The 20,057-nt window shown below is 39.0% G+C and carries 13 protein-coding genes and 21 tRNA genes; 2 read left to right on the top strand and 32 right to left on the bottom strand.

The window, feature by feature from the left end; translation table 11 throughout:
• Positions 1-106: 106 nt before the first annotated feature.
• The 6 genes from menC to ACFSCX_RS22050 all read right to left on the bottom strand — a co-directional run bounded on the left by menC (position 107) and on the right by ACFSCX_RS22050 (position 7,840).
• Complete coding sequence (gene menC, locus ACFSCX_RS22075; protein ID WP_377930409.1) at positions 107-1,216, bottom strand: o-succinylbenzoate synthase; 1,110 nt, start codon at positions 1,214-1,216, stop codon at positions 107-109.
• Entirely contained in the window at positions 1,213-2,703 is a 1,491-nt protein-coding gene (locus ACFSCX_RS22070) for an o-succinylbenzoate--CoA ligase (RefSeq protein WP_377930408.1), read from the bottom strand. The genes menC and ACFSCX_RS22070 overlap by 4 nt, the downstream gene beginning before the upstream one ends.
• Positions 2,704-3,044: 341 nt before the next feature.
• Positions 3,045-3,863: a 1,4-dihydroxy-2-naphthoyl-CoA synthase gene (gene menB, locus ACFSCX_RS22065; protein ID WP_377930407.1), complete on the bottom strand. Its 819-nt coding sequence runs from the start codon at positions 3,861-3,863 to the stop codon at positions 3,045-3,047.
• Positions 3,864-3,865: 2 nt separating this feature from the next.
• Complete coding sequence (gene menH, locus ACFSCX_RS22060; RefSeq protein WP_377930406.1) at positions 3,866-4,690, bottom strand: 2-succinyl-6-hydroxy-2,4-cyclohexadiene-1-carboxylate synthase; 825 nt, start codon at positions 4,688-4,690, stop codon at positions 3,866-3,868.
• Positions 4,687-6,432 (bottom strand): 2-succinyl-5-enolpyruvyl-6-hydroxy-3-cyclohexene-1-carboxylic-acid synthase, encoded by a 1,746-nt coding sequence (menD, locus tag ACFSCX_RS22055; protein ID WP_377930405.1) that lies wholly within the window; start codon positions 6,430-6,432, stop codon positions 4,687-4,689. The genes menH and menD overlap by 4 nt, the downstream gene beginning before the upstream one ends.
• Entirely contained in the window at positions 6,425-7,840 is a 1,416-nt protein-coding gene (locus tag ACFSCX_RS22050; protein ID WP_377930404.1) for an isochorismate synthase, read from the bottom strand. The genes menD and ACFSCX_RS22050 overlap by 8 nt, the downstream gene beginning before the upstream one ends.
• Before the next feature lie 254 nt (positions 7,841-8,094).
• Here ACFSCX_RS22050 and ACFSCX_RS22045 point away from each other — a divergent pair, with 254 nt between their 5' ends.
• Both ACFSCX_RS22045 and ACFSCX_RS22040 read left to right on the top strand, forming a co-directional pair.
• Positions 8,095-9,024: a 1,4-dihydroxy-2-naphthoate polyprenyltransferase gene (locus ACFSCX_RS22045; protein WP_377930403.1), complete on the top strand. Its 930-nt coding sequence runs from the start codon at positions 8,095-8,097 to the stop codon at positions 9,022-9,024.
• Positions 9,025-9,164: 140 nt separating this feature from the next.
• Entirely contained in the window at positions 9,165-9,929 is a 765-nt protein-coding gene (locus ACFSCX_RS22040; protein ID WP_377930402.1) for a TraR/DksA C4-type zinc finger protein, read from the top strand.
• Between the two features lie 306 nt (positions 9,930-10,235).
• Here the strand turns inward: ACFSCX_RS22040 and cspD are convergent, their stop codons facing one another.
• From cspD to ACFSCX_RS21910, 26 genes are all read right to left on the bottom strand, one after another.
• Complete coding sequence (cspD, locus tag ACFSCX_RS22035) at positions 10,236-10,436, bottom strand: cold-shock protein CspD (RefSeq protein WP_377930401.1); 201 nt, start codon at positions 10,434-10,436, stop codon at positions 10,236-10,238.
• A 236-nt stretch (positions 10,437-10,672) separates the two neighbouring features.
• Positions 10,673-13,075, bottom strand: a complete 2,403-nt coding sequence (locus tag ACFSCX_RS22030; protein ID WP_377930400.1) for a glycogen/starch/alpha-glucan phosphorylase — start codon at positions 13,073-13,075, stop codon at positions 10,673-10,675.
• Complete coding sequence (gene glgA / locus ACFSCX_RS22025; protein WP_377930399.1) at positions 13,050-14,507, bottom strand: glycogen synthase GlgA; 1,458 nt, start codon at positions 14,505-14,507, stop codon at positions 13,050-13,052. Before glgA ends, ACFSCX_RS22030 begins: the two co-directional genes overlap by 26 nt.
• Complete coding sequence (locus ACFSCX_RS22020) at positions 14,504-15,538, bottom strand: GlgC family sugar phosphate nucleotidyltransferase (protein WP_377930398.1); 1,035 nt, start codon at positions 15,536-15,538, stop codon at positions 14,504-14,506. The genes glgA and ACFSCX_RS22020 overlap by 4 nt, the downstream gene beginning before the upstream one ends.
• A 17-nt stretch (positions 15,539-15,555) precedes the next feature.
• On the bottom strand, positions 15,556-16,719 hold the full coding sequence (locus tag ACFSCX_RS22015) for a glucose-1-phosphate adenylyltransferase (RefSeq protein WP_377930397.1): 1,164 nt from the start codon (positions 16,717-16,719) through the stop codon (positions 15,556-15,558).
• A gap of 857 nt (positions 16,720-17,576) precedes the next feature.
• Positions 17,577-17,648, bottom strand: a tRNA-Glu gene (locus tag ACFSCX_RS22010).
• A 16-nt stretch (positions 17,649-17,664) separates the two neighbouring features.
• A tRNA-Ser gene (locus ACFSCX_RS22005) sits at positions 17,665-17,755 on the bottom strand.
• Positions 17,756-17,760: 5 nt separating this feature from the next.
• Positions 17,761-17,835: transfer RNA gene (locus tag ACFSCX_RS22000), tRNA-Asn, on the bottom strand.
• Between the two features lie 19 nt (positions 17,836-17,854).
• Positions 17,855-17,931: transfer RNA gene (locus ACFSCX_RS21995), tRNA-Ile, on the bottom strand.
• A gap of 19 nt (positions 17,932-17,950) precedes the next feature.
• Positions 17,951-18,024, bottom strand: a tRNA-Gly gene (locus tag ACFSCX_RS21990).
• A 3-nt stretch (positions 18,025-18,027) separates the two neighbouring features.
• A tRNA-Gln gene (locus tag ACFSCX_RS21985) sits at positions 18,028-18,102 on the bottom strand.
• 56 nt (positions 18,103-18,158) lie between these two features.
• Positions 18,159-18,234 (bottom strand) — tRNA-His (locus tag ACFSCX_RS21980).
• 15 nt (positions 18,235-18,249) lie between these two features.
• Positions 18,250-18,334: transfer RNA gene (locus ACFSCX_RS21975), tRNA-Tyr, on the bottom strand.
• 33 nt (positions 18,335-18,367) lie between these two features.
• Positions 18,368-18,443, bottom strand: a tRNA-Thr gene (locus ACFSCX_RS21970).
• A 160-nt stretch (positions 18,444-18,603) separates the two neighbouring features.
• Positions 18,604-18,679 (bottom strand) — tRNA-Phe (locus ACFSCX_RS21965).
• Between the two features lie 7 nt (positions 18,680-18,686).
• Positions 18,687-18,762: transfer RNA gene (locus ACFSCX_RS21960), tRNA-Asp, on the bottom strand.
• Between the two features lie 4 nt (positions 18,763-18,766).
• Positions 18,767-18,843: transfer RNA gene (locus ACFSCX_RS21955), tRNA-Met, on the bottom strand.
• Positions 18,844-18,886: 43 nt separating this feature from the next.
• A tRNA-Ser gene (locus ACFSCX_RS21950) sits at positions 18,887-18,979 on the bottom strand.
• Positions 18,980-18,989: 10 nt separating this feature from the next.
• A tRNA-Ile gene (locus tag ACFSCX_RS21945) sits at positions 18,990-19,066 on the bottom strand.
• A 33-nt stretch (positions 19,067-19,099) separates the two neighbouring features.
• Positions 19,100-19,173 (bottom strand) — tRNA-Met (locus tag ACFSCX_RS21940).
• A gap of 115 nt (positions 19,174-19,288) precedes the next feature.
• Positions 19,289-19,361, bottom strand: a tRNA-Ala gene (locus tag ACFSCX_RS21935).
• Between the two features lie 13 nt (positions 19,362-19,374).
• Positions 19,375-19,451, bottom strand: a tRNA-Pro gene (locus ACFSCX_RS21930).
• A gap of 7 nt (positions 19,452-19,458) precedes the next feature.
• A tRNA-Arg gene (locus ACFSCX_RS21925) sits at positions 19,459-19,535 on the bottom strand.
• Between the two features lie 4 nt (positions 19,536-19,539).
• Positions 19,540-19,628, bottom strand: a tRNA-Leu gene (locus ACFSCX_RS21920).
• 12 nt (positions 19,629-19,640) lie between these two features.
• A tRNA-Leu gene (locus ACFSCX_RS21915) sits at positions 19,641-19,725 on the bottom strand.
• A 30-nt stretch (positions 19,726-19,755) separates the two neighbouring features.
• Positions 19,756-19,831, bottom strand: a tRNA-Val gene (locus ACFSCX_RS21910).
• Between the last annotated feature and the right edge of the window lie 226 nt (positions 19,832-20,057).

Below are 20,057 nucleotides of genomic sequence, written 5' to 3'. Positions count from 1 at the left end.
CAAAATCATACATTAGGTAGGGACGTGTCTAAGTATTTAGTCGTAGGAACTTAAAGGGATAATAGGAAATAGTAGTACTTGTTTAAAAGTAAAAAAAATAAGGCAATCACCTTATTTTAAAATGTTGTTTGTATAATGTTAGGTTTGAAAGATGCTTACGGTCGATTTCAAAACCGAGTCCAGGCTCGCTTGGGACCTGAATCTTTCCATTTTCTATTTTTACTTCAGGCTGTATGATATCTTGACTCCAATATCGAGAAGATGCAGATATATCCCCTGGAATTTGAAATTGCGGGAGACTTGCTAAGGCAATATTGTGTGCTCTTGATACCCCGGTTTCTAGCATTCCACCACACCAAATAGGTATATGGTGAGATTGGCAGAGATTATGGATTTTTTGCGCTTCACGAAATCCCCCAACTCTTCCCATTTTAATATTGATGATTTTACAGCTACCAAGTTCAATCGCTTTTCTAGCATCCTCAAATGACACGATACTTTCATCTAAGCAAATTGGCGTGTCGATTTGCCTTTGTAATGTAGCATGATCAATAATATCATCAGAAGAAAGTGGCTGCTCAATCATCATTAATCGGAATTCATCTAATGCCTTTATCCTTTTAACATCCGCTAATGAATAAGCAGAATTAGCATCTGCCATTAAAGGTAATGTCGGGAAGGCACTCCGGATCTTTTTAAGAAGATCGTAATCTTGACCCGGCTTTATTTTTACCTTAAAACGCTTATACCCCTCATCCAAATATGATTGAATACTAGCAATCATCTGGTCATGGTCCCCAAGTCCAACAACGACCCCTGCTTCGACTTCCTTTCTCGTTCCTCCCCATAAAGAAGATAATGAAACTCCTTTTTGTTTAGCATCGAGGTCCCAAAGTGCAGCTTCGATAGAGGCTTTAGCCATGTTATGACGCTTATATTTGGAGCAGTCTATGAGATAATCTTCCATCTTTTTGTATGAATTTTGACTGAGCAAGGGTATTAAAAAGTCTTCAAGGATATGCCAACATGTTTTAACGGTTTCTTCCGTATACCATGGAACAGAGAATGCAACACACTCCCCCCAGCCCGTAACTCCATCACGATCCGTAGCTTCAACAATAATGACTTCGCGATCTTGTACTTGACCATAGCTCGCTTGAAAGGGTGATAAGAGCCTCATTTTCACATGATGAAGCGTCACTTGTGAAAGGTTCATATCGTAGCAGTCCCATCAAGTAAGGATAATAATTTGTGCCTTTGCAGCTTGTTAGTAGCATTTCGAGGCAAAGAGGTTACACTATATATTGCTTTAGGCAGCTTATAACGTGCAAGCTTTTCCCCGCAAAATGCCATTAGCTCTTCTTTGGAAATCGGGTTTTTGAGAACTACAAATGCTACTGGCACTTGTCCCCACTTCAGGTCTTCCTTCCCTGTTACTCCGGCCTCTGCTACTTCTGGATGAGAAAGTAAAACACTCTCAATTTCTGCAGGATAAATATTTTCACCGCCAGAAATAATTAAGTCTTTGCGCCGGTCCAGAACATATAAAAAACCATCCGCATCCAAATATCCAATATCGCCTGTATAAAGCCACCCGTTTTTCAAGGATGATTTTGTTGCATCAGGACAATTCCAATAGCCAGTTGAAACCGTTGGCCCCTTCACCAAGATTTCCCCTGGTTTATCATTATCTTGCTCCACGTCATTTTGAACAATTTTTACTTGTGAATGAAATAATGGTTTACCTGCCGATCCAAGCTTACTTAAACTATATTCAGATGAAAGAGTCACAACCTGTGAGGCAGTCTCAGTCATCCCGTATGTTTGAAAGACGGGAATATTACGTAATTTACTTTTTTCGAGTAACGTCTCTGGAGCAGGTCCTCCTCCAAGCAGAACACACCGTAAGCTCGGTGGATACCCAGAACCTCTTTCGTCTAAATGGTCAATCATTTGTTGAAGCATCGTGCTTACAACAGAAATAATTGTGACCTTCTCATTTACAATCTCCTTATTAACAGTCTCTGCCTGGAATCCATCCTGTACCACTACCTTCATTCCATAAATGACACTTCTCATCAAAATAGACAGTCCACTCACATGAAAAAATGGGACGCAAGCTAACCAACAGTCTTCTTGCTCAATCCCAAGATTAAGAGCTGAACCAATTGCACTCCAATAATGATTACCGTATGTCTGGATAACCCCCTTTGGATTGCCTGTTGTCCCAGATGTATACATAATTGTATCCGGTTTATCTAAAGAGAATTCTTTCACAACATGGAGTTCTCCCTTTTTGGGTTCGATAGTATATAGGGCATCAAAGGAGACAACCCTGGCCTTTGACTTACCTTCTAGCTGCTTCGCCATACTAGACTCAACTAATACAAAATCCACATGGGCATTTTCAATTTGCCAGAGTAATTCATTTGTTGTAAGTCTTGTATTGAGTAATACTGTAACTGCACCTATATATTTTAAAGCATGTAAGATTTCAATCATTTCAATACTATTATGTGAGAGAACTGCAATATTCGCTCCTCGCTTAATCCCCATCGCATGTAACCGTCCAGCCATCTGGTAAACCTGGTTATGGAGCTGATCGAACGTAATTTCTCGTTCCCCCATTTTTATGGCTATTCTTTGAGGTGTTAAATATGCTCTTTGCATGAGCCAATTAGGGACCACATTTACATTTTGCATTGATTTCCCTCCGATTACTTTTCCTATCAATAGTGTACTAAAAAATAGTAGGAGAAAAAAGTTTTTGGACAAGCACAGAAAAAATGGCGCAAGCGCCCCGTTTAGCCTAAGGCAGAGCTAATGTTCCTTAAAATGAGAAAAAGGGTTATTTGACCAAGGAAAAAGTGATTTTTCTTTTTCCCTCGAGTAGGATGAAATGGCAAAGATCGTCGCCATTTCATCTTGGCTTGACGCTGAAGCCGGTTCAGATTTGCTCATCAACTTACCCACAATAAACACCATGATAATTTCCTATACAACAAGTAAAACAAAAAAACCTGACCGAAGTCAGGTATTGCTGCTTATGGAAAACGAGGGAATTGTTTGAAGTCCGGTGTACGCTTTTCTTTAAATGCGTCACGTCCTTCTTTAGCCTCATCAGTTGTATAATAAAGTAACGTTGCATCACCCGCAAATTGTTGAAGTCCTGCTAGACCATCAGTATCTGCATTCATTGCAGCTTTTATAAAACGTAGAGCTGTTGGGCTTTTTTCTAACATTTCCATACACCATTGTATGGTTTCTTCTTCAAGTTTTTCAAGAGGTACCACAGTATTAACTAACCCCATATCTAACGCTTCTTGTGCATTATATTGACGACATAAGAACCAGATTTCTCTAGCTTTTTTATGACCCACAATACGTGCTAAGTAACCAGAACCATATCCTGCATCAAAGCTTCCGACCTTAGGACCCGTTTGACCGAAGATTGCATTATCAGCTGCGATTGTTAAGTCACATACGATATGTAATACATGTCCTCCGCCGATTGCATAACCAGATACCATGGCAATAACCGGCTTTGGAATGACACGGATAAGGCGTTGAAGATCTAATACGTTTAATCGTGGAATTTGGTCTTCTCCTACATATCCACCGTGACCACGAACCTTCTGGTCACCACCAGCACAGAATGCCTCGTCTCCTACCCCTGCTAACACAATAACACCAATATTTTCATCATCACGAGCATACGCAAATGCATCAATTAATTCCATTACTGTTTTTGGACGGAATGCATTTCTTACTTCTGGTCGATTGATTGAGATTTTCGCGATACCATTATATGTTTCGTATAAGATATCTTCATATTTTCTTTCAGCAATCCACTCTACTGTCATCTTTATTCCTCCTTGTTTGTCAAACTATGTAGAAACTCCACTACTATTTTACCAAAAAATTCAGGTTGTTCCACATGAATTGCATGGCCAGCATTAAATACTTTTTGAATAGTACTATTTGGAACTCGTACAGACATTTCTTCCGCAATCGTACAGAACTTTTCATCCCACTCTCCACAAATGAATAAAGAAGGTATCTTTATTTCTTGTAATTGGTCCCAATAGGAAGGCTGCTTCCCCGTTCCCATTCCTTTTAGACTACCTGCTAGTCCAATTGGATTATTGGTTAACCGCTCGGCACGAATAGCCGCTTGAATACTTTCTGGAAGAAGCTTTTGCGATTCGAATAACGGTATGTTTTCCCATTTATTCACAAATTCCGTAATACCCTTCTCAACTATTTCTTCAGCTAATTGTTCATCTGATAGAATTCGCAGATTACGCTCTTCTATACGTTCAATTCCTGGTGAGCTGCTTTCTAGAATGAGAGAGGAAACACGGTTAGGATACGATAACGCAAATGCAATTGCTAGCCGTCCACCCATCGAATAACCTACTAATTGAACGGTGTTTATGTCTAATTTCTCTAAAAATAAATTGAGATCCAAACAAGCAGCGTTCATCTCATACCGTGCTGAATCAAGCGGTGAATCTGTCTCCCCATGGCCAATCAAATCAATTGTAATGACTGTAAAGTGCTCAGATAAATTGGAGGCAATTCCCTTCCAATTTTGTTTACTTCCAGTAAAACCATGCAGGAACAATAGCTTCGGGCCACTTCCTATTATTTCATATGAATAAGTTATATTATTTAAAAGAATTCTCATGTTAACTGTTCCATTAAATATTGGTCAACTAATTCAACTGCTTCGTTCCATAGGTTTCTATGTAATATAACATTTTCATCTCTATTTTCAGTCGGAACCTCCACCACAACTAGTTGATTCATATCAAGACTATTCTTTATTGCCATTTGATACTCTTTCCAATCTTTGACCCTATGAAACACTCCGCCGTACATGTCGACCACTTTCTCATAATCTAAGTTTGTTGGCGTTCCAAATACCTCTTCAAAATGTTTCTTTTCCTTAGATTGGGGTAAGAAAGAAAAGATACCACCACCATTGTTATTAACAATAACGATCGTGATAGGTAGATTGTAGAGTTTACTCATAAGTAAACCATTAAGGTCATGATAAAAAGTTATATCGCCAACAATCAAGATGAGACGTTCATTGTGAGCACTGCAACCTAATGCAGTCGATATGATTCCATCAATTCCATTGGCGCCACGGTTTGCATAAATCTTAACATCTTTATCATTTGTAAAATAAAAGGTATCCAAATCGCGAATTGGCATACTGTTTCCTACAAATAAGCTAGTCCCATTCTCAAGAACCGGTGCTAATGTACGAATAACATCCCCTTCAAACATATACTCTTTTAACTCGCTTAACAGTACAGGTTTTACAAGCTTGTTTAACTTTTTCCAAAGAGTTAAATAGTCAGTTGTTGTTTCTACATCACGTAAAATCCGGGCTGCTTCGTCACAAAAAGAGTGTTCATTCACATGAAAGAAATAGTTCGCCCTTAATGTTGGGTCACGATAATCAGGATCCGAATCAATTACGATGTGATACTTTGCTAATGATTGACTGATAAATTGAGTTAGAACCTTTGAAACCGGCATAGCTCCAAACCGGATAATCACATCTGGTTTTAACGCAGAGAATGCCTTCTCACTTTTCAAAATGGTATCATAGCAATCAATAACTGATGACATATCGTGAGAGCCACTTCGGAGCTGGGAAAGTGGATCTGCCAAGATAGGAAACCCTAACATATTCGCCAAACGCACAACGGCATGCGGGAACCCTCCTTGATCATGTGAACCACACACAATAATACCTCTTTCACATCTAGATGCTTCTAAGAGAATATCTATCATTTCACTAGACATGACTGAACTAGTTGATGCACATATATTCTTTCTTCCATTTACTAAACCCCAATTAAGCTGTTCAAAATTTGGAACGAGTGGCTCACGAAATGGAAAATTCAAATGAACAACCCCTGCTGGTGAAGAAAGTGACGTTGCTACGGAACGAGCAGCGACCATCTTTACATATTGTAGCATCCCTGGGCTATTCTCCGGTATGCCCATCTCAACAAACCATTTACTATACTTTCCATATAAATCAAGCTGATTGATCGCTTGTGGTGCCCCTACATCTCGTAATTCATGTGGTCTGTCTGCAGTTAACACAATAAGAGGTACTCTGGAATACGTTGCCTCGATAATCGCAGGATAGTAATTGGCAGCAGCCGTTCCAGAAGTACATAGTAGTACAACAGGCTTTGTTGAAGCCTTCGCTAATCCTAGTGCAAAAAAAGCTGCCGAACGCTCATCAATATTAATCCATGTTTTTATGGAAGGATGCTCTGTAAACAACAAAGCAAACGGAGTTGATCTTGAACCTGGGCTAATGACTACCTGTTCAACCCCATTAAAAACTAGTTCTTGAATAAAGGTACCTAAATAATCTGTTAGTGCTTTACTGTCATTCATTTACCATGCCTCCAATTGCAGTAAGCATCGGTTTAAACTTAATTTGCGTTTCCTCGTATTCCTGATTAGGCTCCGATTTATCCACAATCCCACAGCCAGCAAATAGGGACGCCCTATTTTCTTGAAACAATCCTGAGCGAATCGCCACCGCAAATTCTCCATTTCCCCTCGAGTCCATCCAACCGATAGGACCTGCATACCAGCCACGATCTAATGCCTCATGCTCTCTAATCTCTTGTAACGCTTTTTCTTGTGGAAACCCGCCAAGAGCAGGGGTTGGATGAAGCTTCTGAACGATGGTTAGTAATGGCGTCCCTTCTTTAGCCTCACCTATAATTGGTGTGTATAAGTGTTGAATGTCTTTTGCTTTAAACACACTTGGTTTCGAAGGTTTTTTAATGTTTACACAGACTTGTTCCATTTCCTTCGCAATCATATCTACAACAAATTGATGTTCGACAAGATTCTTATGATCATTTAACAGCTCTTGTTCCAATAATTCATCTTCTTTTATACTTTCGCCTCTTCTAATAGATCCTGCTAAACAAGTGGAGAATAATTTCTCTTGGTCTTTTTTAATAAGACGCTCTGGTGTTGCACCAATAAATACTGATTTCCCGCTTTCATGGGCAAATATGTAGCTACTCGCCTGATTTTCTTGCAAACGATAAAGAATTGCTTCAACTGGAAAGCTCGTAGAAGTAACAAGTTTAAGTTCACGTGCAAGGACGGCTTTATCAAGCTCACCATTTTGAATATGGCTAACGACATCCTTTATTGATTGAAGCCACTTTTCTACCTCAATCTCTTCCTCTGTATACGTACATTCTTCAGAAAAGTCAAAGGGTTCCTTTACCGATTGAAGGATGTGCTTTTCCTCCATAAGTTGCTGTTGAAACACAACTTCAGGATTATTAGCTTCTGTTACAACCATATTGATTGTTAGCCACATTTTCCCATCAGAATACGTTAGCATAAACTTAGGAATGAAAAGCTTTGATTCCGGAAAATCTCTCCACAGTGGGGTTCTTTCTTTATAAGGGTCAAATGAAAACCCACCAAAAAGTAATGGTCCTGTTGCTTTTGTAGGTTCTTCTAAAAAAAGCAATCCATTATTAATCAAATCGTTCCACTCTTCTTCTATATTTTCAAATCGCTTTGAAGTCCGTTCATTTGATTGAATACTATATGCTGATCCAAGTCCAACAATCCATTCATTTTTGCTTGGCTCTCTCCAATAAAAACGTTCTCCTTTAAATAGCCTTCTTCCAACTGTAAAAAATATAAGGGGGTCTATATCTTCTATTTGATCGGAACGACTAATTAATATAGGTTGCTGTAATCTATTTGCTTCTTTTATTCCATCCACGATGTTGTCATGCCACTTGGTCTGTTGAATGGTTGCCATCTTAAATCCCCCTAAAAAACCTTCTATCTATGTAAACGTTTCAAATTGACTCTACTAAAATACACCTGACTACTGTCCATGTCAATATTTTGTCTATTTATTTCTATTTTATATTGTTTGTCCCGAACCTTAAAGGAAAACGTTTCAAATGCTGTAAAATCATGATGTTTATTCCTTTATAAAAGCGTTGACACTTCTTGTGTGTTCTCCTAAACTTAATGTGATACATTTTGGCGTGGAGAGGTGAAACGTCTATGGAATTACAAACAAATCAAGAACATAACATTAAAGAACAATCTAGCTGGAAAGTTTGGTGGGCATTGACAAGACCACATACGTTAACAGCTGCTTTTGTACCAGTTTTTATTGGAACAGCACTTGCTTTACCATATACGAATATTAATTCTTCTCTATTTATTATCATGTTGCTTGCCTGTTTAATTATTCAAGCTGCGACGAACATGATTAATGAGTACTATGACTTCAAACGAGGACTGGATCATGAAGGTTCTGTCGGTATTGGTGGAGCTATTGTCCGTCATGGAATTCAGCCCAAAACCGTTATAACACTTGCCTTTTTCCTATTTGGGATTGCAACAATACTAGGTGTTTATATTTGTATGCAAACTAGCTGGTGGCTCGCGATTATTGGTACGATCTGTATGGCGGCTGGGTATTTTTATACAGGTGGTCCAGTTCCTATTGCCTATACTCCATTTGGGGAAATGGTAGCCGGTCTATTCATGGGAAATATCATTATTTTACTTTCCTATTATGTGCAGACTAGTACAATTACAGTCGAAAGCGTTCTTATTTCAATGCCAATCTCTATTTTAGTTGGAGCTATCTTGCTTGCTAATAACATACGAGATCTAGATGGTGATAAAGAAAATGGAAGAAAAACATTAGCCATCCTAGTTGGTCGAAAGCGTGCGATTATGGTATTAGCAGGGATGTTTATCGTGTCCTATCTATGGGTCATTGTTTTAATTGGTCTAAAGATAGCCTCCCCTTGGCTACTACTTGTATTATTAAGTATCCCAAAGCCGATTCAAGCAACAAAAGGATTTATTGGAAAAACAATCCCTTTGCAAATGATGCCTGCCATGAAGGCAACTGCTCAAACAAATACGATCTTCGGATTACTCCTATCGATTGGATTAGTCCTTGCCTATTTTATTTAATCCAAAACAATAAACACAGCCTTTCATCTGGAGGGCTGTGTTTTGTTTTTCAGTTTTTCCTACATATGTTTTATTGAACATAGTACATACTATACAAGAAGGTGTTGAATTTAAACCTTATATAAAGGAGGGAACCCATTATGCTTACTGCTCTCCAAATGGAAAAGCTACGAAATCAATTGATCCAAGATAAAAGAGCGATAGTAGATCGATTTGAAAAAGTAGGACACTATGATTTAGAACGAGGAGCGATTCACGAATCAATGGGAGAATTATCAAGCTATGATAACCACCCAGCTGATAATGCCACTGAGCTTTATGAACGCGAAAAAGATATTGCGTTAAACGAACATACAGAAAAAGAACTTAAAGATATAGATGATGCTCTCCAAGCCATGCAGGATGGGACATATGGGATTTGTAAAGAATGTGGTAAAGAAATTGATCTAGAGCGTCTTGAGGCACTTCCAACAGTCCTATACTGTAAAGAGCATACTCCTGATCATCTCGTATCTCATGAAAGACCAGTTGAGGAAAATGTATTAATGCCTGCCTTTGGCCGATTTGAATATGATGAATCAGAAGGAGAGGCATATGATGCCGAGGATTCATGGCAAGACGTTGCCCGTTATGGAACTTCTGAAACTCCATCTGATATAGACATGGAAGTAGAGCATTATAATGACGCATACGTAGAATCAGATGATCCAGTAGGATATGTAGAGGTTTATGAGAACTTTATCGGCACAGATATAGAAGGTAAAAATATCACTGTTTATCCAAATCATCAACATGAACAATATGAAGATATATTAGATGAAGAAGGAACAATGACTATATTTGGAGATCTACCTCCTGGAGAAAAAGAGCCATACGTTGAAGAAGGAAAGGATCACTACAGATAAACACAACGATAGAACGATAAGTCTGCAGCCACAGGTTGTTTCCTTGAAGTTTACAATTTATCTTATAGAGGGATGAACAAACAAAAGGCGCAATCGCCCGTTTAACCTAAGGCAGAGCAAATGTTCCTAAATGAGAAAAGGGTGATTTTCCCCTTTTACTCATTTAGAAACATTTGACCTCGAGTCGCTAGGTGCTGGAGCTGGATTTCAAGTCATTAGCCCATTCTCTTACTGAAAACGTTTATACTTTCTTATAATTTTAAAAAGCAGTCCTATACAGGACTGCTTTGTCATTTATGGGTTGAATTATAGCTTAACTACGTTAGCTGCTTGTGGTCCACGGTTACCTTCAACGATTTCGAAGCTAACTTCTTGACCTTCTTCTAAAGATTTGAAACCTTCAGATTGGATTGCTGAGAAATGTACGAATACGTCGTCTCCACCTTCAACTTCGATGAATCCAAAACCTTTTTCGCTGTTAAACCATTTTACTTTACCGTTTTGCATTTAATTGACCTCCTAGAACTGGTACATCTCGGTACCAAAAGATTCACTGCCGAGAAGATGAAAAGACGCATAATAATACACATTAAAAAACCCTCAATCAAAATGTTTAGAAGTAAAAACTTACCAAACATTTCTCATGAAGGTATAACATTCTTACTTTCTAACTTTTCTAAACTTGCTCGATAGTAACTACAATATAACACACGAATTACGGTATAGTCAACAATTGCTAATGTTTATTTTACTAGTACCTTCGATAATCCCCAGATTCCATCTGCATATTCTTTGATCGTCCGATCACTTGAAAAATATCCAGATTTTGAGATATTTAACGTACTCTTACGATACCAGTCACTCTTCTTACCATATCCCCTTCCGACTTCTTGTTGAATTGGGATATAGGCTAATAAATCCTTTAAAACAAAGAATTCATCATTTTGAACAAGTAGAGAATCATAAATTAGCTCAAATTCGGTTCCAGTTTTAGGAAAAAATCCGTTAACTAATTGATCCACTACCATTTGAATCGGTTTATTATGATGATAATAATCAGTTGAACGATATCCACCATTTTCGTAATAATTTAATACTTCATCGGAAGTAAGACCAAACGTATAAATATTCTCCTTACCGACAGCATCTCCTATCTCAATATTAGCTCCATCCAAGGTACCTAGAGTTAAAGCACCATTCATCATAAACTTCATATTTCCTGTTCCAGAAGCTTCCTTACTGGCAGTAGAAATTTGAATACTAACATCAGTAGCTGGAATAATTTCCTCTGCTATAGAAACACGATAATTTTCAATAAATACCACTTTTAGAATGTTACTAATAACTGGATCATGATTAACTTTGTCCGCAACGGTGTTAATGAGTTTAATAATTTTCTTTGCATAATGATATCCTGGAGAAGCCTTCGCTCCAAAAATAAAGGTTCGTGGGTGAATGTCATAATTTGGATTTTCTTTTAACTTGTTGTATAGATGCATAATGTGTAAAACATTTAGTAGCTGTCGTTTATATGCATGCAGCCTTTTAACCTGAACATCAAAAATGGATTGGGTATCAATTTTTAATCCTGTTTGATTATATATTCGGCTTGCCAGTATCTCTTTACGTTTCTGTTTCACATTCATCAATTGTTCTTTAAACGAGTAATTATCGGCAAAGTGTTCAAGTCTTCTTAATTCTTCTGGTTCAGTTATCCATTTCTCTCCTATAGAATCCGTTATAAGTGTAGAAAGCTGAGGATTTGCCTTTAATAGCCACCTGCGATGAGTAATTCCGTTTGTTTTGTTATTAAATCGATTAGGGAATAACACATAAAAATCATTCATTTCACGATGCTTTAAAATCTCAGTATGGATTTTTGCCACACCGTTAATAGAATGACTTCCTACAATAGCCAGATGGGCCATTCGAATGACGCCATGAGATATAAGGGCCATTCTTTCAATGTGGTCCCATTCTCCTGTGTAAATATCCCATAACTCCCTACAAAATCTTTCGTTAATTTCTTCAACAATCATGAAGATTCTAGGTAATAACGGCTTAAAAATAGGAACCGGCCATCTTTCTAACGCTTCAGAAAGAGTTGTATGATTCGTATATGAAATGGTTTTGGTAGTAATCTCCCATGCCTCATCCCATGGAATACTTTCTTCGTCAACCAAGATTCTCATTAATTCAGGGATTGCTAACACGGGATGAGTATCATTAATATGAATCGCTACATATTGGTATAAGGTGGACAAATCCGGATACTGCTTACGATAGGAATTAATAATACTACGTAAACTTGCTGCCACAAGGAAGTATTGTTGCTTCAGTCTTAGTATTTTCCCCTCATCATTCGTATCATCTGGATAAAGAAACTCAGAAACAGCTTCTGTTTCACGCTTATATTGTAGGACATTTTTATGTGTTGGATAGGGTGCAGCCTCTGCATTCCACAAACGTAAAGTATTAACTGTACTTGTTTTATAACCGATAATGGGCATGTCGTAAGGTACTGCTGTAATCGTCTCAGCACCTATATGACGAAACTTTAAGTGGTCATTTTCACGATAGGCTTCTACCTCACCCCAAAACTTGACATCTACTGCCTCATCAGCCCTTCTAACCTCCCAAACGTTCCCATGTGTCAGCCATTGTTCAGGTAATTCAACCTGATACCCATTGACAATTTTCTGATCAAACAAGCCATGCTTGTATCGAATACCACAGCCATGGCCAGGTAAGTTTAGAGAGGCGAGTGAATCTAAAAAGCAAGCAGCCAATCTTCCTAATCCACCATTACCTAAGCCAGCATCAATTTCACATTCTTCAAGCTCTACAAGAGATATTCCTATTTCGCGTAATGCTTCTTCACATAAATCACGAATTCCAAGATTTAAAAGATTATTCCCAAGCATTCGACCAAGCAAAAATTCTATCGATAAATAATACACTTGTTTTCTTTTACAAGTTCTATGTTTTTCATTTGTTTCAATCCACTGAGCACTAATTTGTTCCCTTACCAGCTGTCCTAGGGCATGATATTGTTCACTTACAGTTGTGTCTTCAAAGCGCTTACCGTACATCATTTGAAGCTTCTGTAAAAAGATAAGCTTAAACTGCTCCTTGCTTTGGAACATACCCCTCACCCCTAACAGGTATAATTAGTTTTGAATATAGTTGATTGTACATAAATGCAGACCGACCTGAGCTATTATCTTCACTCATTGCATTTTGCATCAGTGACAGCCAAATGTCTTTATTATGATAGAAGGAAATAGCACGGTGAATGGTGTATAGCATGTCATGAGCATTAAAGTTAGTAAAACTAAAGCCGTTCCCTGTACCCTCTCCTTCATTGTACGAGGTCACGGTATCATTTAATCCACCGGTTTCTCGAACAATCGGGATTGTACCATACCTCATCGCAATAAGCTGCCCTAACCCACATGGCTCGAATTTCGAAGGCATTAAAAACATGTCTGAACCGGCATATATAAGCCTAGCTAAAGTTTCATCAAACCCAATATACGTCCGTACTTGATTTGGATACATATGACTCATCTTCTCAAAGAATTGTTCATATTCAGTATCACCTGAGCCAAGAACAATAAATTGAACATTGAACTGCATCAACTCTTGAAATATATGTTGTACTAACTCTATCCCTTTTTGCCTTGTCAATCTTGTAATCATGGCAATGATTGGAACAGATGTATCTTCATTTAGATGGAAGTGTGATTGGAGAACCCGTTTGTTCTTTTCCTTATACATAAGGTTATATTGGTCATACAAATATGGTATCGCAGGGTCCTGTGCCGGATCATACTCTTCATAATCAATTCCATTTAGTATGCCATAAAAAGATTCACGTCTTTCTCTTAATAATCCATCAAGCTTCTCCCCGAAATAAGGAGTCTGGATTTCATGGCAATAGGTAGGACTAACGGTTGTGATGTAATCTGACGCTAAAATACCCGCCTTCATAAAATTAACCATGCCATAAAACTCTAGAGAGCCTGCTGTAAAATAGGAATCGTCTATATTTAATAGATCATGAAGAATTTCTTTTGGAAACAGACCTTGAAAATGCAAATTGTGAATCGTAAATACCGTTCTTATTTCAAAGTGAAACACTTCCTTGATCAGAAAAGGTATCATTGCTGTATGCCAATCATGACAATGAACAATATCTGGCTTTACTTCTAATTGTGAGATAAACGAGATGACTGCGTGGGAAAAATAAGAAAAACGTTCACCATCATCAAAATGGCCATATAAGGTGTCTCTCTTAAAGTAGTACTCATTATCAATAAAATAATAGGTGATTCCGCCAAGCTCTAGCATATCTATCCCAACAAATTGCTCTCTCCAGCCGACTCGAACTGTAAATGAGTTTTGATGGTTCATGCTCTCTACAAATTGTCTTGGTATTCTACTATATTTCGGCAGAATGACAGATACATTTGCTCCATATTGTTTAAGTTCAATAGGAAGGGAACCAGCCACATCGGCCAGCCCCCCTGTTTTGACAAATGGAACACATTCAGATACAACAAACAGGATATTCATAAATTCATCACCGCTCCTTGTATCGTCCCTTTTTCCAACACAAAAGGTCGGCTTTTCTCCCCATAAAGCTTAACGTTTTCTCCAACTTTGACATCCTTATCCAATATCACTGATTCTAATGTACATCTATCTCTTATTAGACTTTGTTGCATAATCACACTATTTTTTATTACCGTCCCCTTCCCTACTCTAACTGCTCGAAACAAAATACTGTTTTCTATATGGCCTTCAATGATGCATCCATTGGCAATAATCGAATTTTTCACCTTTGCTCCATCCATATATCTTGCGGGTGGTTCATCCTTCACTTTTGTATAAATTGGTCTATTTTTTATAAATAATTGTTTCCATACATCATGATTCAGCATCTCTAAGCTGTGATAGTAGTAAGCTTCAATGGAATTGATTTGGGCAACATACCCGTCATACTCGTAACTATGCAACCGATACATCATGTGACGGTCACAAAGAACATCAGAAAAATGAGTGTAACCAGATTCTTTATAATGACAGAATAAATCCATTAAAAACTCTTTTTTTAATAGGTACATATTTAGTGGTCTGCCATTTTTTCGAACCGTTGTAATATCTGCTCCTGTCTCTTTATGACTCATTAGAACTTTTCTAAAGTCGATGTTACAAATCGTGTTACAGTTTGTTATGACCACATACTCCTGTGTACTTCTTAAAAAATAGTCGATATTTGCTTGCATATGAGAGAAAGAACCAAATTCATCTACAAAAGAATCATCATGCCCATCTGTTGGTGGAAAGAAAAATAGTCCATCTCTCTTTCTATTTAAATCCCATTGCTTTCCTGAGCCTAAATGATCCATGAGTGATCGATATTGATGTTTTGGAAATATAGCGACTGATTGAATCCCTGAGTTCACCATGTTGGATAGTACGAAGTCAATTAAGCGATAACGTCCTCCAAATGGTATTGCTGCTAACGATCGTTTGGATGTTAGTAATCGTAGTGATTCATGAATGGTGGTTGCATCAATTAAGCCCATCATTGTGTCTTTCATTTGCAGGAAAACCTCCGTTATATAGACTCTGCGTTAGCAGTTTGGTGTGAGGATAGCATCTCTTCTGAAACTAAAATGATTTCTTCAGAGTCTCTTTCTGATCGAATAATCGTGCCCGTTTCAATTTTTACACCAGAAGGAATAATGGCTCGTTCAATAAAAACATTCTCACCTATTTGAACATCTGGCATAATGACAGAGTCTTTAATATATGAACCCTTACCAACATATACCCCTTGAAATACGACACAATGATCTATGGTCCCATAAATTTCACAACCTTCATTTATCAGAGATTTCTCAATTGATGCGTCTGGTGAAATATATTGGGGTGGTTGATTTGGATTTACCGAATATACTCTCCAAGCATGATCATATAGGTTAAGCTCAGGCTGATCCTCTAATAAATCCATATTGGCTTCCCATAAGCTCTTTACCGTTCCTACATCCTTCCAATATCCTTGGAAAGGATAGGCCATTAGTTTTTTCTTCTCATCTAATAAAAGAGGAATTACATCCTTACCAAAATCATGGCTGGATTCTGGATTACGGTCATCCATCTCAAGATACTCCTTAAGAATAGAGTAAGAAAATATATAGATTCCCATCGAAGCCAAATTGTTTTTGGGAGCCGCTGGCTTTTCTTCAAATTCAATAATTTTCAGCTCATGATTCGTATTCATAATGCCAAACCGACTTGCTTCCTCCCATGGGACTTCGATAACTGAAATGGTGACATCGGCTTCTTTTTCAACATGGTATGAAAGCAACTCCGCATAATCCATTTTGTAAATATGATCGCCTGATAAAATGAGGACATAATCTGGCTCATACTGCTTGATATAATTTAAGTTTTGATAGATAGCACTAGCAGTCCCTGTGTACCATCTCATATTGTTCGATTCTAGATAAGGAGGTAATACAGTAACTCCACCATGCTTGCGATCTAAGTCCCAAGCACTTCCAATTCCGATATATGAATTTAATAGAAGGGGTTGATATTGCGTTAATACTCCAACTGTTTCAATCCCAGAATTTGTACAATTGCTCAGTGAGAAATCAATAATACGATATTTCCCACCAAATGGAACCGCAGGCTTAGCTAAATTCTTAGTGAGTGTACTAAGACGACTTCCCTTACCACCTGCTAAAAGCATGGCAACACATCTTCTCTGAATCATTGCAATAATCTCCCCTCTCGGAAATAAGTAGAAATAGTATTGTATTTAATATGCATAGAGAGATGCATACATGACATAACTGAAAAAAACGAAATATTTAGTTTTCATTAATCATTTTTTGTGCGAAGGTGCGAAATATAATTTGTTTAATAGGAAAGATTCATTCATGTAAAAAACGAAGAAATCCGAGTAATTATAACTATTCAAGTCGGCATTTTTATTTCCTTGTAAAAAAAATCGCGCGAAAGACACTTTCGTATGACAGCTTTTTACAAGAATAGAGGAAGGATATCATATAAAAAAGAATGTAGGCGAAACATGTAGAAGGTCATTACGAGGGGAATGGAAATTTGGTAATTAACGAAAAAAACAAGTCCCATTTTTGCAATAGGAGGCCTTTCTGTGCTAAAAGTCATTACTACTAAACCAAATAAAATACTACTAGAGGGTTACTGAAGGCGTTCAAGTTTATACTATTTCAACTGGCAGTATTTCTCAAAGGGACCACGGGCGAGTTCCAGTATTTGTCAAATGGTTGAAATGTGGTGAAAAATGGTTGAAATAATGTCACGAATGGTTGGAATCAGGTGGGAAAAAGTTGAAATAATGTCTCGAATGGTTGGAATCAGGAAAAAATCGTTGTATTAAGTGCAGATATCTATACTTTTCTTGATTGTTAAGGAGCTGACCCAATCATAATCAATTAGTTATTACTATTTCTCCTTATGTGCTGGTCTGGTTGGAGAACTAAAACATTTTGAATCATGGGCCTGTATCTTATTGAAAGCTTAGATACTACTTTCGGATTATATTACTAAAATAGAAAAAGCTCTGCATATTTGCAGAGCTTTAAGAGATGACCCATACGGGATTCGAACCCGTGTTACCGCCGTGAAAGGGCGGTGTCTTAACCGCTTGACCAATGGGCCGTTATATAAACATTTATGGCGGAGAAGGAGGGATTTGAACCCTCGCGCCGCGTTAACGACCTACACCCTTAGCAGGGGCGCCTCTTCAGCCACTTGAGTACTTCCCCATATTTGGCTCCACCAGTAGGATTCGAACCTACGACCCTTCGGTTAACAGCCGAATGCTCTACCGCTGAGCTATGGTGGAATGATTATAAAAAATTATATGGTGGGCCTAAATGGACTCGAACCATCGACCTCACGCTTATCAGGCGTGCGCTCTAACCAGCTGAGCTATAGGCCCTAAAGTTAGTAAGGTATAATGGAGCGGGTGATGAGAATCGAACTCACGACATCAGCTTGGAAGGCTGAGGTTTTACCATTAAACTACACCCGCATATGGCTGGGCTAGCTGGATTCGAACCAACGCATGACGGAGTCAAAGTCCGTTGCCTTACCGCTTGGCTATAGCCCATTAATCAAAAGACAGTAAAAATTATAGTTTAAAGTTCATTACATGTAAAGTTATAATGGGGCGACCGAAGGGAATCGAACCCTCGAATGTCGGAACCACAATCCGATGCGTTAACCACTTCGCCACGATCGCCATTGTTATATATAATGGTGGAGGGGGACAGATTCGAACTGCCGAACCCAGAGGGAGCGGATTTACAGTCCGCCGCGTTTAGCCACTTCGCTACCCCTCCATATGTTAAAGAAACAAAATAGTTTAAAGTAAATGGTGCCGGCTATAGGATTTGAACCCACGACCTACTGATTACAAGTCAGTTGCTCTACCAACTGAGCTAAGCCGGCGTATATTGGATGTCTTATTAATTGAATAATTGATAGTACTTGTCGTCCCAATTTCAGATAGTTAAAACAAGAAGAGACTCGATTGGTACGCTGACGCATATCCTTCGAAGCCAATTCCGACGTGCTCACCAACTGAGCTATGCCGGCAAATTAATAGAAATGGTGGCTCGGGACGGAATCGAACCGCCGACACAAGGATTTTCAGTCCTTTGCTCTACCGACTGAGCTACCGAGCCATAATAGTGGCGGTCCCGACGGGAATCGAACCCGCGATCTCCTGCGTGACAGGCAGGCATGTTAACCGCTACACCACGGGACCACTTTGGTTGCGGGGGCAGGATTTGAACCTACGACCTTCGGGTTATGAGCCCGACGAGCTACCAGACTGCTCCACCCCGCGACAATAGAAATTATTCAGTTTTCACTGTGCCATTTAAAGAATATGGCGGAGGAAGAGGGATTCGAACCCCCGCGGGCTGTTACACCCCTGTCGGTTTTCAAGACCGATCCCTTCAGCCGGACTTGGGTATTCCTCCGTATAGTAAATGGTGGACCTTGTAGGACTCGAACCTACGACCGGACGGTTATGAGCCGTCTGCTCTAACCAGCTGAGCTAAAGGTCCTTATTTAGCTCTATATAAATCCTTTTTTAAGGATAGCGGCGGAGGGGATCGAACCCCCGACCTCACGGGTATGAACCGTACGCTCTAGCCAGCTGAGCTACACCGCCATATTAGTATTTTTTAAGTTTTTTGAACAGAAGTATAATATATCATATCATCACTTGAGTAGGCAATATGAATTTACTTCCAATTTGCTAATGATAGTTCAATTATAACTTAAAGTGGAGCCTAGCGGGATCGAACCGCTGACCTCCTGCGTGCAAGGCAGGCGCTCTCCCAGCTGAGCTAAGGCCCCATATTATATTTAATGGTCGGGAAGACAGGATTTGAACCTGCGACCCCCTGGTCCCAAACCAGGTGCTCTACCAAGCTGAGCCACTTCCCGAAAATAATGGCGCGCCCGAGAGGAGTCGAACCCCTAACCTTTTGATCCGTAGTCAAACGCTCTATCCAATTGAGCTACGGGCGCTAAATGGTGCCGAGGACCGGAATCGAACCGGTACGGTAGTCACCTACCGCAGGATTTTAAGTCCTGTGCGTCTGCCAGTTCCGCCACCCCGGCGATATAAATATATGGTGCGGATGAAGGGAGTCGAACCCCCACGCCGTAAGGCGCCAGATCCTAAGTCTGGTGCGTCTGCCAATTCCGCCACATCCGCGTACTAAGAAGAAATACTAATTATTATAAATGGTGGAGGATGACGGGATCGAACCGCCGACCCCCTGCTTGTAAGGCAGGTGCTCTCCCAGCTGAGCTAATCCTCCAAAAGTATATGATAAAAACTAGCGACTCTTACTATTATACAAACTTATAAAAAAATAGCAAGAGAAAATCACAAAAAAATATTCCTTCAAAACTAGATAACAGATTTGTATTCAAGAAAGTTTTTGTCCAGCTACGGCTCCTTGCCTCTCGAGGTCGAATAACCTTCATCTATCAAAAGTCTATCGACTTTTGCAGCTGAAGAACATTCGCTTTTCGAGGCAGTAC

It is taken from the genome of Bacillus salitolerans, assembly GCF_042680805.1.
In the GTDB taxonomy this organism is placed as follows: Bacteria; Bacillota; Bacilli; order Bacillales; family SA4; genus Bacillus_CJ; species Bacillus_CJ salitolerans.
Note: the sequence above shows the minus strand (reverse complement) of the source record. Positions and strands in the feature narration are given on the sequence as shown.

What these genes read in the sequence shown, in the direction of transcription:
- menC (WP_377930409.1), bottom strand. Translation starts at nt 1,216, where the DNA reads ATGAACCTTTCACAAGTGACGCTTCATCATGTGAAAATGAGGCTCTTA.
- ACFSCX_RS22070 (WP_377930408.1), bottom strand. Translation starts at nt 2,703, where the DNA reads ATGCAAAATGTAAATGTGGTCCCTAATTGGCTCATGCAAAGAGCATAT.
- menB (WP_377930407.1), bottom strand. Translation starts at nt 3,863, where the DNA reads ATGACAGTAGAGTGGATTGCTGAAAGAAAATATGAAGATATCTTATAC.
- menH (WP_377930406.1), bottom strand. Translation starts at nt 4,690, where the DNA reads ATGAGAATTCTTTTAAATAATATAACTTATTCATATGAAATAATAGGA.
- menD (WP_377930405.1), bottom strand. Translation starts at nt 6,432, where the DNA reads ATGAATGACAGTAAAGCACTAACAGATTATTTAGGTACCTTTATTCAA.
- ACFSCX_RS22050 (WP_377930404.1), bottom strand. Translation starts at nt 7,840, where the DNA reads ATGGCAACCATTCAACAGACCAAGTGGCATGACAACATCGTGGATGGA.
- ACFSCX_RS22045 (WP_377930403.1), top strand. Translation starts at nt 8,095, where the DNA reads ATGGAATTACAAACAAATCAAGAACATAACATTAAAGAACAATCTAGC.
- ACFSCX_RS22040 (WP_377930402.1), top strand. Translation starts at nt 9,165, where the DNA reads ATGCTTACTGCTCTCCAAATGGAAAAGCTACGAAATCAATTGATCCAA.
- cspD (WP_377930401.1), bottom strand. Translation starts at nt 10,436, where the DNA reads ATGCAAAACGGTAAAGTAAAATGGTTTAACAGCGAAAAAGGTTTTGGA.
- ACFSCX_RS22030 (WP_377930400.1), bottom strand. Translation starts at nt 13,075, where the DNA reads ATGTTCCAAAGCAAGGAGCAGTTTAAGCTTATCTTTTTACAGAAGCTT.
- glgA (WP_377930399.1), bottom strand. Translation starts at nt 14,507, where the DNA reads ATGAATATCCTGTTTGTTGTATCTGAATGTGTTCCATTTGTCAAAACA.
- ACFSCX_RS22020 (WP_377930398.1), bottom strand. Translation starts at nt 15,538, where the DNA reads ATGAAAGACACAATGATGGGCTTAATTGATGCAACCACCATTCATGAA.
- ACFSCX_RS22015 (WP_377930397.1), bottom strand. Translation starts at nt 16,719, where the DNA reads ATGATTCAGAGAAGATGTGTTGCCATGCTTTTAGCAGGTGGTAAGGGA.